The organism is Leifsonia sp. YAF41 (assembly GCF_052113185.1).
Lineage (GTDB): Bacteria > Actinomycetota > Actinomycetes > Actinomycetales > Microbacteriaceae > Cryobacterium.
Genome location: NZ_JBFRCS010000007.1, coordinates 221255 through 233394 on the forward strand (window position 1 = coordinate 221255; position 12140 = coordinate 233394).

The following is a 12140-nucleotide window of genomic DNA, read 5'->3' on the forward strand; positions in this document are numbered from 1 at the left end:
CCGTAGAATCCCCTACATGGTGGCCGAGTCAATTCCCGAGCGTCGGCCTGTGCTCCCCACTTCTTCAGTCACGCGATTTGCGCGAACGCGCACCGTGTTCGCCGCTGTGCTGGTCGGCATCGTGACCGCCGCATCCGCTGTTCTGATTCCGTCGGCCGCACAGGCCGCCGCACCGTCGTCGGCAGCGCAGACCGCCGCACTCGGATCGCCGAGCACGTCGGTGAAGGCGGTAACCCCCGAAGACGGTGTGAGTGTTCAGCTTTCTCCCACTGCGTCTGTCGTGCTGCGGCCAGGCGAAGATCTGCGCGTCACCGCCACCGTCACCAACCACACGCCTGACACACTTCCCCCCAGCACCATCGACGTGTACCTCGCCGAAAACGCCTTGACCAGCCGCACCGCAATCGACGAGTGGCTGAATCCCGAATCCACCGGTGAAACGCCCGGCGACCTGTTGCTGAGCCAGCCGCTGCCCACTGAGATTCAGCCGGGGCACAGCACGACAGTCGACATCGTCGTGCCGGCCGCGAACATCGGTCTCACGACCAACAACGTCTGGGGAGCTCGCGGAATCGCGGCCACTCTGACGACGGATGCGGTGGAGTTGGTCGACGCACGCAGCACCTTCGTTTGGGTGTCGGGCGAGCCGATCACCCCGATCACACTGGCCACAGTCTTTCCGCTCACCGTTCCTGCCGGTTCTGCCGACACCTCCGGCCTGATTCCCGCCGACACCTTGGCGAGTCTGACGAGCCCGAGCGGGCAGCTCAGCCGTGAACTCGCCGCGGTCGCCAACCGACCAATCACGCTCGCGATCGACCCGATGATCCTCGCCTCGATCCGAATCCTCGGCAATTCGGCCCCCGTCGACGCCGTGGATTGGCTTGACCGCCTAACCCAGGCCACGAACGAGTCATTCCCGCTCAGCTATGCGGACTCCGACATCGCCCTGCAGGCACAGGCGGGCGCCCCGACATTGCTGGCACCGATTTCGTTCGAGCAGGACATCGATCCGTCGCTCTTCACCACTCCACCGGCCACCGAGGGTGAGCCCGTCGTCCCACTGGTTCCTCCCGGCTCGGGTGAGTCGACGCCGCCCTCGCCCTCGCCGACTCCTACGCCGACGTCGGGCCCCGTCGTTCCGCCGACGACCGCTGAACTCCTCGACTTCAACTACACAACGACGGATGTCGGCTGGCCGAGCGCGGGAGTGGTCAGTTCCGCCGATCTGGCCGTCTTTGCGGCGAGCGGTCTCGGCTCCACGATCCTTTCGGGTGCGAACGTGGACAACCCTGATTCGAGCGTCGTTCCTAATTCCGCACTCGAGCTCGATCACACGGTCGGTTTGACCACCGATGACGCCCTTCAGAACTCGCTGCGGGCCGCAGCAGGCGCCTCCAGCCTTGACGCCTGGCGCGGGGCAATGGCCGAGGCCTCCGCACTGCTCGCCGTCGTCGCGGCCGAACAGCCGAACGCGACCCGCATCCTCCTGACGACGTTCGACCGCGCCAGCACCGCATCCCAGCCATTCCTCGCACAAACCCTTGACGCACTGGAGGCGACTCCCTGGCAGAAGCCCGGAACTCTTCAGGCAGCTCGCTCCGCCACCCCGACGGCCGACGTCACGTTCGCGTCGCAGTCCGAGCCCGACGCTCGAGTGGACACGTCGACGCACCTTCTGACGCGCGAAACCGAGCTCACCGCATTCTCGACAGCGTTGGCCGCCCCACTCGAGGTGACCGGAACCGCGCGCCTCGAGGTGCTGTCGCTGCTCTCGGTCGCCTGGGAATCGCAGTCTGCGGCCTGGCACACTGCTGCCGATGCGAGTCTTGCCACGTCACTCGAGGTTCTGAACTCGGTCGTTGTGACGACGAAGGGTCCGATCAATGTCGTCGGCAGCAAGGTCGACATCCCCGTCACTCTCACCAATGCGCTCGACCAAGCGGTCACCGTGCGGATCGATGTCGTCCCGTCGAACGGTCGCCTCATCGTCGGCAGCGACACCGTCGCAACGATTGATGCGAACTCGGCTCGCGCAGTCAAGGTTCCGGTCACCGCTGCGGTGGGCAATGGCGAAGTGACTCTGCGCGTTTCGCTCTTCTCTCCGACCGGAGTCCCCATCGGTGAACCCGGCATGATCGCCATCAATGTACGTGCCGACTGGGAGAGTCTCGGGACCGCAGTTTTCGCCGTGCTCGTTGTGCTGTTCTTCGGGTTCGGGGTCTGGCGCAACATCGCGCGCCGCCGCAAGGGCCGCACCACGCCGCCAGAGACGGATGCTGATACGTCCGCCGAAGAGGGCGAGCGGGTAGACGTCGACGCCGGTGAGTCTGTCGAATCAGCGGAACCGACGGAGTCCTCGTCGATACCGACCACCCCAGAACCGCCCAAGGCGGTTACCGATTCAGTGGATGGTGCGCGTGAGTAACGCAGGTATCGGTCGCGCGAGCACACTGCTCGCCTCCGGCACGATGATCTCCCGGATTCTCGGGTTCGTGAAGGTCATTGTGCTCGCGAGGGCCATCGGTGCGCTGAGCGTTGCCGACACGTTTACTGTCGCCAACCAGCTGCCGAACACCGTCTACGTGATCGTCGCGGGCGGGGTTCTGACCGCGGTACTGGTGCCACAAATTGTGAGATCCGCGCTACACGACGACGGTGGTGCGCGGTACATCAACAAGCTTGTGACCCTCGCCCTGGTCATCATCGGTGTCGCAACGATTCTCGCAACTGTCTTCGCACCCGCGCTTACTCGGATCGTCGGAGCCGGATTCAATCCAGAGCAACTTGATCTGGCGATCGCTTTTGCGTATTGGTGCATTCCTCAAATGTTCTTCTATGGCCTGTACACCGTGTTGGGGGAGGTGCTGAACGCCCGCCGATCGTTCGGCCCAATCACCTGGGTTCCGGTATTGAACAATGTCATCGCCATTGCCGGCCTCGTGGTATTTATGCTGATGTTCGGCACCGACCCCCTGGGAGCTCGATCGGCGAGCAGTATCACACCCGCGATGATTGCGGTGCTCGCCGGGAGCGCGACGCTGGGAGTTGTCGTTCAGGCTGTCTCGTTGTTCTATTTCTGGCGCCGCATCGGCCTCAGTTACCGACCCGATTTTCGTTGGCGCGGAGTGGGACTCCGCGCCGCCGGCAAGATGGCGGGTTGGACTTTCGGCATGATCCTGTTGACCACCATCGCCGGAATCGTCGAAACCCAGGTCGTCACCGATGCCTCGGGCAGCGGGGCTTCGGCCAACGTGCTCTCAAACGCCTGGCTGATTTTCATGCTCCCGCACTCGGTCATCACGGTTTCTGTCGCGACCGCCTACTTCACCCGCATGAGTGAGCATGCCTCGCTCGACAAACTTTCACTCGTGAAAGAGGATGCCTCGTCGGCGATCCGCGGTACATCGCTCATCATCGTTTTGGCCACGGCCGTCATTGCCGTCTGCGCCTACCCTTTCGGAGCGGTGTTCGTGTCGGCCAGTTTCGAGCAGGCTCAGGGCATCGGAAACGTGATCATTGCCTACATCCTGGGTCTGATCGCGTTCTGTATCTTGTTCGTCGTGCAGCGTACCTTCTATGCGCTCAGTGACACCCGCACCCCGTTTTACTTCACGCTCTTCCAGGTCGTGCTCGTGATCATCGGTGTGCTCGGCTGCTCGCTACTGCCGAAGGAATGGATCGCCGCGGGCATCGCCCTCGTGGTGACGGTCTCCGGCATCCTTCAGGCCCTGCTCGCCGCCTACCTACTGCGTCGCAAGATAGGCAGTATCGACGGTCGCCGCATCCTGCGCAGCCTCACCAAATACCTCGTGGCCGCGATCATCCCCATCGCCCTGGGCATTGGCGTTCTGATCGCGCTCGGCGGAACGCAGGAGGGTGGCTTCGCGGTTTCGGGCATCTTCTCGGCGATCATCTCAATGGTCGTGATCGGACTCGTCATGTCGGCGTCGTACTTCGGCATTCTGCTCCTGATGCGCACCCAAGAGCTCCGGGTATTCCTCGAGCCGGTTCTTGCCCGCTTGAAGCGCTAACCAAACCAACGGCACATTGCCTCCGAACCTCCTGTGTACCTCGAACGAGGAACGAGGGGGTCGGAATAGCATCCGATTAGGATGTGTTGTACCGGTCAACGAGGCAGATTCCGCTGGCCTCGTCCCCAATATCTCAAGGAGTGTGCGCGTGCGCCAGATCATCATCATCGGCTCCGGCCCGGCCGGATACACCGCCGCGATCTATGCTGCTCGTGCCAACTTGAAACCGCTTCTCATCGCCAGCTCGGTTGAGGCCGGCGGCGAATTGATGAACACGACAGACGTCGAGAACTTCCCCGGCTTCGCCGAGGGCATCCAGGGTCCAGAGCTCATGACGAAGATGCAGGAGCAGGCTGAGCGTTTCGGCACCGAGGTTGTCTACGACGACGTCACCGAGCTCGACCTCACCGGCCCGATCAAGAGCATCACGCTCGGCTCCGGCGAGAAGCACGAAGCCCTCGCCGTGATCTTCGCGACCGGTTCGGCCTACCGCAAGCTCGGCCTGCCAGACGAAGAGCGCCTGTCGGGTCACGGTGTCTCGTGGTGCGCCACCTGCGACGGATTCTTCTTCAAGGAGAAGGTCATCGCGGTTGTCGGCGGCGGAGACTCGGCGATGGAAGAGGCAACCTTCCTCACGCGTTTCGCCAGCAAGGTGTACGTCATCCACCGCAAGGACACCCTGCGCGCCTCCAAGATCATGCAGGAGCGTGCGTTCGCCAACGAGAAGATCGAGTTCATCTGGAACTCCGAAGTTGCCGGCATCACGGGTGCGGATGCCGTCGACGGCTTGGTTCTGCGCGACACCGTGACCGGCGCCGAGAGCGCACTCCCGGTCGGTGGACTCTTCGTCGCGATCGGCAACGACCCGCGTACGCACCTCGTGCACGGCCAGCTGGACCTCACGTCCGAGGGCACGATCGCCGTCGCCGGACGGTCGTCCAAGACCAGCCAGACCGGTGTGTTCGCAGCCGGCGATGTGATCGACCCGACCTATCGTCAGGCCGTCACCGCCGCGGCATCCGGAACTGTCGCCGCACTCGACGCGGAGCACTACCTCGCGTCACTCCCCGAAGACCTGCTGGCTGCGGCCAGTGAATCCGAACTCGCAACCGTTACCAACTAAGGAGCCCCACATGAGCGCACGCGCCGTTACCGACGCGACTTTCGAACAGGAAGTCATCAACAACGAGAAGACAGTTCTTGTCGACTTCTGGGCCGAATGGTGTGGCCCCTGCCGCGCTGTCAGCCCGATCCTCGACCAGATTGCTCTGGAGCACTCCGACAAGATCGACATCGTCAAGCTCAACGTCGATGACAACCCTGCTTTGGCTGCGAAGTACCAGATCACCTCCATCCCGGCGATGAAGGTGTTCCAGAAGGGCGAGGTCGTCAAGACCGTCATCGGCGCCAAGCCGAAGCCTGCCCTCGAAGCCGACCTGGCCGCCTACCTCGCGTAGCCGACCGTCGCCGTCTTTTCACTGACGCCATTGACCCCGTCCGGCTCACGCCGGGCGGGGTTTTTCGTGCTTAACGTGCGAGTACCGCGAAGCGGGGGAGTGACGGCCCGCCATGCATCAGACCGTACGATTGAACCCTCACCAGAACGGAAGTGACGTGACAGAACAAGGCTCCCTCCAGGCCGGTAATAATCTCGACCCGTGGTACTCCCACTACGCCGAGCGAGCCGGGGGCCTGCGTGCCTCCGAGGTGCGCGCCCTCTTCGCCGTGGCATCCCGGCCTGAGGTCGTCTCGCTCGCCGGTGGAATGCCGTTCGTCGCCGCCCTCCCGCAGGATCTCGTGATCGGCGCAATGGATCGCGTCATGCGTGAGCAGGGCGCCGTCGCACTGCAGTACGGCTCGGGTCAAGGTGTTCCTGAACTGCGCGAGCAGATCCTCGAGGTGATGGCGCTCGAGGGAATCAAGGCCAACGCCGACGATGTGGTGGTCACCACAGGCTCTCAGCACGCCCTGGAGCTCGTCAGCAAGCTTTTCCTGGACCCGGGTGACGTCGTGCTCTCTGAGGGCCCCAGCTACGTCACAGCGATGGTGATCTTCAAGTCGTACCAGGCTGAGGTCCAGCACGTTCCGATGGACGAGCACGGCCTCATCCCCGAAGCCCTGCGCGAGCACATCACGCGCGTTCGGGCGGCCGGCAAGACCATCAAGTTCCTCTACACGATCCCAAGCTTCCACAACCCGGCCGGCGTGACGCTGAGCTGGGAGCGTCGCGTCGAGATCCTGCAGATCGCCAAGGAGAACGACATCCTGGTGCTCGAGGACAACCCCTATGGTCTGCTCTACTTCGATCGGGCCGCTCCGGATGCGATCCGGTCGCTCGACGAGGAGGGCGTCGTCTACCTCGGTACGTTCTCCAAGACCCTCGCCCCCGGTTTTCGGGTCGGCTGGGCGCTTGCACCCCACGCCATCCGGGAGAAGCTCGTGCTTGCCAACGAGGCGGCCGTTCTCTCGCCGAGTTCGTTCAGTCAGCTGGTCATCTCGGAGTACCTCAAGAGCGCCGATTGGAAGGGTCAGATCAACACCTTCCGCGGCGTGTACCACGAGCGCAAGAATGCCATGATCTCCTCCCTCGAGGAGTACCTGCCCGAGCTCAGCTGGACAAACCCCAATGGTGGGTTCTACGTCTGGGTGACTCTTCCCGAGCGCCTCGACTCGAAGGCCATGCTGCCGCGTGCAGTCAAGGAGCTGGTCGCGTACACGCCCGGCACCGCCTTCTTCGCGGATGGCGACGGTCACCAGAACATGCGTCTGTCGTTCTGCTATCCCACGCCCGAGAACATCCGGGTCGGTATCCGACGCCTGGCCACGGTCATCCGTGGCGAGCTCGACTTGCTCGACACCTTCGCCGGCACCGGCTCTCTGAATGCAGTGCGGGACAACCGCCGGTTCAGTGCGCCGCCGCCCAACATCTCCTAACATTCGCGAACCTGCCCAGAACAGAGCAAGGGAAACCTGATCATGACTGACTCCACTCCTCTCGACAGTGCCGCAGCAGAGCGTGCCGCAGCTGAGAGCGCCGTTCTCAACATCGTCGTGCTCGCCGGCGGCATCTCGCACGAGCGAGATGTCTCGCTGCGCTCGGGCCGCCGCGTCGCCGACGCGTTGAGTAGCCTCGGCCACACGGTGCACGTGCTCGACCCCGATGCCGGACTGCTTGCCGGGCTCGAAGCCCACCGCCCCGATGTCATCTGGCCGGCGCTGCACGGTGCAACGGGGGAGGACGGCGCGTTGCTGTCGCTGCTGGAAACCACCGGCATTCCCACGGTCGGCTCACGCGGTCCGTCAGCCGGACTCGCCTGGTCGAAGCCGACGTCGAAGGAACTCGTGCGCCGGGCCGGATTCTCCACCCCGCACGGCATCGCACTCTCGACCGAGACGTTCCGTGACTTGGGCGCCGGCAGTGTTCTCGATCACCTCGTTCGCGCGCTAGGTATGCCGCTCGTCGTCAAGCCGGCCGTCGGCGGTTCAGCCCAGGGCGTCACGATCGTCGACGACGCATCCGCGCTGCCACGGGCGATGGTCAACGCATACACGTATGCAGATGCCGCGATCGTCGAAGCTAAGATCAGTGGCGTTGAGGTGGCCGTGACGGTCATCGACCGCGGCGACGGACCGGTGGCGTTGCCTGCCGTCGAGATCGTTCCAGTCAGTGGCGTCTACAGCTTCGAGGCTCGATACAACGCGGGGGAGACCCTCTTCTACACGCCGGCGCGGATCAGTGAGGAGACTGCCGCTCTCGTCAGTGAGACGGCGGTGGCGATTCACACGCTGCTCGGCTTGCGTCACATTTCGCGGGTGGACCTGATCATCGACGCTGACGGAACCGCGTGGTTTCTCGAGGCAAATGTGCTTCCCGGATTGACTGAGACTTCGTTGGCTCCGCAGTCGATCGAGGCGTCTGGCCACTCGCTCGGCGAGGTCTATCTGGCATTGGCGCGGGCGGCGATCGCGGGCAACTAACTCACTCGCACTTTTCAACGAAGGCACATGTTTCACGTGAAACATGTGCCTTCGTTGTTTTCGGATCCCGTTGGTCGAGCTTGTCGAGACCCGAGCCCCTCGAGACCCGTTGGTCGAGCTTGTCGAGACCCGGGAAAGGACGCCCGAATCGCCTCGCCATCCCGCCACTCGCCCATCGGCCAGCCAGGGCCACTCATCCAGTGGCAGCCCGCCAACGCTCCAGCGGTCGCTGAACGGCTGCGGCGGCCGCGGCCGAGGCGTCCGCCCGTCCGTCGCGACCGCTGCCGCTACAGCAGGCACAGAGGGCGGCAGTGGCAGCCGCAGTGGCCAGGCCGGGCTTATTGATGTGTGACAAGCGAGACTCAGCACGAGAGTGGCCCTCTGGTCTCAACGGGTCTCAACGGGTCTCAACGGGTCTCAACCAGCTCGACCAATTGGGTGAACGTAGCACCTCGGGATCCGTAGGAGTTGCCTCCTCCCAGAACAAATGCAACCGCGAACCGCTGCTACGGCGCGACAGTACCCATGGTCGAGAGCGGTCAAATTCCGGATCAAGGCAGGTGCCATTTGCCACCGTTTGCAGCCGCAGCATCACCTACCGCCGGCCACTCCACAGAACCATGTACTCAATCGCAGCGGGCGGTAAGCGGTAAGAGGTGGTCGCCCAGCGGGCCCTCCAGGTCGTCGCATGGGTCCGATTCTCGGCTGGCTCGAATACGAGATCCACCAGATCGACGACCGCCTCAGGCGTCATTCCGCCGCTCCTCTCCTTACATATCTCAGCGGCCAGCGGAACGCACTTCAGGAGAGGAAGCGCGATGCGGACACCGAAACGACACCCTGGGTCGTGGCACACACCCCACCTTTCCCCTCAACCCACGCGCCCAATTCGGGTACGACCCGATGCGGGATACCAAGCAGGCTGGCCCGAAACAGGCAGGCAGAAGTAAACGGACTGGGATGCGAAACAGGGAGGATCGGGCACAATCCGACCCTTTCCCTCGGCCTCCCGAAGCGCCAATGTTTCACGTGAAACACGTCGTTTCTGAACCAGAGACGCATCACTTCTCAGACCATCAGACCGGGTTCGCCATCCAATACGGGGTGCCTCGATCGCCGAGCTTGCCACTTCCGGTCGACTTTGAGAGGCGCGCCAGGCAAGCTCGACCGGAAGTGGYAAGCTCGGCGAAAGTGCTCGCAGAGAGCGAATCTGGCGCCAGGACTAGCTCCCAATGGCAGCCAATTCTGGAGCCATGTCTGCGTAGAGATCCCACTTTTTTGCCATGCTCGTGATCGCTGCCACTGGCGAACCCTCGAAGAATCTAGGCATTCCAGTGCTCGCACGATCACCGTAGAGGCGTTACCGAACGATCGACGAGGCGCAATCCGACCAGCTCTAGCGCGGTGTCACAGGACGCAGATGCGCCTGAATCTCACCCCCAAGCCACCGGCGACACCCCGAAAATCGAAGCCGAACTCTGCGTCCAACGCGACGGATTCTTGGACACAGAGCCGGGGGAGTCACCCAAATCCAGGAAAGGACCGGCCGCTTAACCCAGTCCAAATCTGAGCCAATCGCGATTCAACCACGCGTTGTGCACGCGTTCCCCAGGCGTTGGCACGACCCGATAGCGCGTTGAGCACGACCAGTTCACGCGTTGAGAACGTCGCGATCAGGCGTTGAGCACGACCCGATCACGCGTTGAGGACTTCGCGAGCACAACTCGAACGCGCCTCAGATGGGATCGTCCGCCCGAGTCACAGGACTCCCTCATTCAATTTCTCCCGCCAGCGGAGTCGAGCGGATCGCGACAATCTGCTCTGCATTCGGACTCCAAGCTCATTCTCATGGGCCAGACTTCACGAAAATGGACCTTCTACCGCGATCTCCGCGAATACGGACATAAATCAGCTCTGATCAGAGGTTTACTTCACACGAACACTGTCATTCAAGTTGCCCGTCTTCACGGCCGAGAAGGCCCAAGAATTTGCTCCTGTTGGATCTGGACGAATCGAAAATGGAGAATTCGCACGCGAAGCAACCGGCACTCGGTAGGTGCAATCAACAAAGTGCGGCGGTCGAGGGCGTCAAGGTGATGGCCATGCCTCGCGAACGGCCAGATCTCGAGGAGCTCGATCAACGGACCAACGCAAAGGGCGCATGTTTCACGTGAAACATGCGCCCGAAGGAGTGGGGGAGTGGTCTAGTTTGAGCCGAAACCAGGCTCGCCCAGAATCCCGAGGATGCGATTCAAGTCGCCGATTGTGGCGAAATCGACAGTTACCTGCCCCTTGCGCGCACTCAGCTTGATCTTGACCCGGGTATCGAGACGGTCACCCAGGCGATCAGCGATCTCATTGAGCTGGCCCTGGCGTCCACCCGGTGCCGGCTTCGGAGCGACCGGTTCCTGCGGTGTCGACATCGCAGCTGCAGCCTCAGCAGCGCGCACAGACAGGTCTTCGTTCACGATCTTGTCGGCCAGCTTGAGCATGCCTTCCCGGTCGGACACCGAGAGAATCGCACGGGCGTGACCGGCACTCAAAACACCGGCGGCAACGCGCAGTTGAACTGATTCCGGAAGCTTGAGCAGGCGCAAAGTATTGGTAATTTGTGGCCGTGACCGGCCAATTTTCGACGCCAGCTGGTCTTGGGTGATCCCAAAGTCAGACAACAGCTGCTGGTACGCCGACGCTTCTTCGAGCGGGTTGAGCTGGGCGCGGTGCAGGTTCTCGAGCAGCGCGTCACGCAGCATATCGACGTCGGCCGTGTCCCGCACAACCGCAGGAATGCTGTCCAGCCCGACCTCACGGGTCGCACGCAGACGACGCTCACCCATGACCAGTTCGTACTTACCGACCCGATCCGGGTGCGGACGCACGACGATCGGCTGAAGCACGCCGATCTCACGGATGCTGTGCACCAGCTCAGCGAGGTCGGCCTCGTTGAACATGGTGCGGGGCTGCTGCGCGTTCGGAATGATGTCGGCGGGGTTCAGGTGCGCCAGGCGGGCCCCCGGCACGGCCAACAACTCGTCGGGGTAGTCAACCTCCCGCTTCTTCACGCGCGGGGCATCAGCCGGGCCGGACTGTGGAAAGAATACGTCGACCGGACGCGCAGGCTTTGCGTCGTCCTGCATCGGAATCAGTGCGCCTATTCCACGGCCGAGGCCAGTCCGTTTCGCCATTAGCGCTGTGATCCTGTCTGTGGTGCGCCCCGACGGGCGATCTCTGCCGCTGCTTCGAGGTAGGAGAGCGATCCTGCTGAGTTCAAATCGTAGCTGATGACGCTCTGTCCGTAGCTCGGCGCCTCAGAAACGCGCACAGAACGCGGAATCAGGGTCTTCAGAACCTGTTTGGGGAAGTGATCACGCACATCCTGCGCCACTTGGTTCGCCAAGTTGGTGCGGCTGTCGTACATCGTGAGCAGAATCGTCGAGACCGAGAGGTCGGGGTTCAGGTGCTTCTCGATCAGCTCGATGTTCTTGAGCAGCTGGCTCAGCCCTTCGAGCGCGTAGTACTCGCACTGAATCGGGATCAGTACTTCACGAGCAGCGACGAAAGCGTTGATCGTGAGCAGACCGAGTGACGGCGGGCAGTCGATGAAGACGTAGTCGAACGGTTCCTCAAGGCCCTGCATGTAGAGGTCAAGAGCGCGGCGAAGGCGCTGCTCGCGGGCAACGAGAGAGACAAGCTCAATCTCGGCTCCGGCCAGGTGAATCGTGGCCGGCACACAGTAGAGGGCGCCGAATTCGGGGCTCTTCTGGACGGCATCGCCGAGGGGAAGATCATTGACGATGACGTCGTAGACACTGGCCGTGTCAGCGCGGTGGTCGACACCCAGCGCGGTGGAGGCATTGCCCTGCGGGTCCAGGTCGATCACCAGAACGCGAGCGCCCTGGCGGGCGAGAGCCGCAGCGATGTTCACGGCCGTCGTGGTCTTACCGACGCCGCCCTTCTGGTTCGAGATCGTCAGAACCCGCGTCTTTTCGGGCTTCGGCAGGCGTTCGGATGCGATGGCCTGCCGACGACGCGTCAGATCAGCAATCTCACGGGCCAGGGGAGTGGCCCCATCAAATACCGAAGCGCTGCTACTGCTGTGCTGGTCTTCACCAGGATGTTTCACGTGAA

The 12140-nt window shown here is 62.9% G+C and carries 8 protein-coding genes; 6 read left to right on the forward strand and 2 right to left on the reverse strand.

The genetic code is table 11. The features are described 5' to 3' along the window. Positions 1–16 precede the first annotated feature (16 nt). From AB4Y63_RS08855 to AB4Y63_RS08880, 6 genes are all read left to right on the forward strand, one after another. Positions 17–2428, forward strand: coding sequence for a DUF6049 family protein (locus AB4Y63_RS08855; protein ID WP_441790685.1), 2412 nt, complete (start codon positions 17–19; stop codon positions 2426–2428). Beyond that, a complete protein-coding gene (gene murJ / locus AB4Y63_RS08860; RefSeq protein ID WP_441790686.1) occupies positions 2421–4034 on the forward strand; it encodes a murein biosynthesis integral membrane protein MurJ in 1614 nt (537 codons plus the stop codon). Before AB4Y63_RS08855 ends, murJ begins: the two co-directional genes overlap by 8 nt. Positions 4035–4182: 148 nt before the next feature. Beyond that, complete coding sequence (gene trxB, locus AB4Y63_RS08865) at positions 4183–5157, forward strand: thioredoxin-disulfide reductase (RefSeq protein WP_441790687.1); 975 nt, start codon at positions 4183–4185, stop codon at positions 5155–5157. Positions 5158–5167: 10 nt separating this feature from the next. Then, positions 5168–5491, forward strand: a complete 324-nt coding sequence (trxA, locus tag AB4Y63_RS08870; protein ID WP_441790688.1) for a thioredoxin — start codon at positions 5168–5170, stop codon at positions 5489–5491. 157 nt (positions 5492–5648) lie between these two features. Next, a complete protein-coding gene (locus tag AB4Y63_RS08875) occupies positions 5649–6968 on the forward strand; it encodes an aminotransferase-like domain-containing protein (RefSeq protein ID WP_441790689.1) in 1320 nt (439 codons plus the stop codon). Positions 6969–7010: 42 nt separating this feature from the next. After that, positions 7011–8012 (forward strand): D-alanine--D-alanine ligase family protein, encoded by a 1002-nt coding sequence (locus tag AB4Y63_RS08880; protein ID WP_441790690.1) that lies wholly within the window; start codon positions 7011–7013, stop codon positions 8010–8012. A gap of 2204 nt (positions 8013–10216) precedes the next feature. Here AB4Y63_RS08880 and AB4Y63_RS08885 read toward each other — a convergent pair. Both AB4Y63_RS08885 and AB4Y63_RS08890 read right to left on the reverse strand, forming a co-directional pair. Further along, on the reverse strand, positions 10217–11197 hold the full coding sequence (locus AB4Y63_RS08885) for a ParB/RepB/Spo0J family partition protein (protein WP_441790691.1): 981 nt from the start codon (positions 11195–11197) through the stop codon (positions 10217–10219). Continuing rightward, positions 11197–12135, reverse strand: coding sequence for a ParA family protein (locus AB4Y63_RS08890; protein ID WP_441790692.1), 939 nt, complete (start codon positions 12133–12135; stop codon positions 11197–11199). The genes AB4Y63_RS08885 and AB4Y63_RS08890 overlap by 1 nt, the downstream gene beginning before the upstream one ends. Between the last annotated feature and the right edge of the window lie 5 nt (positions 12136–12140).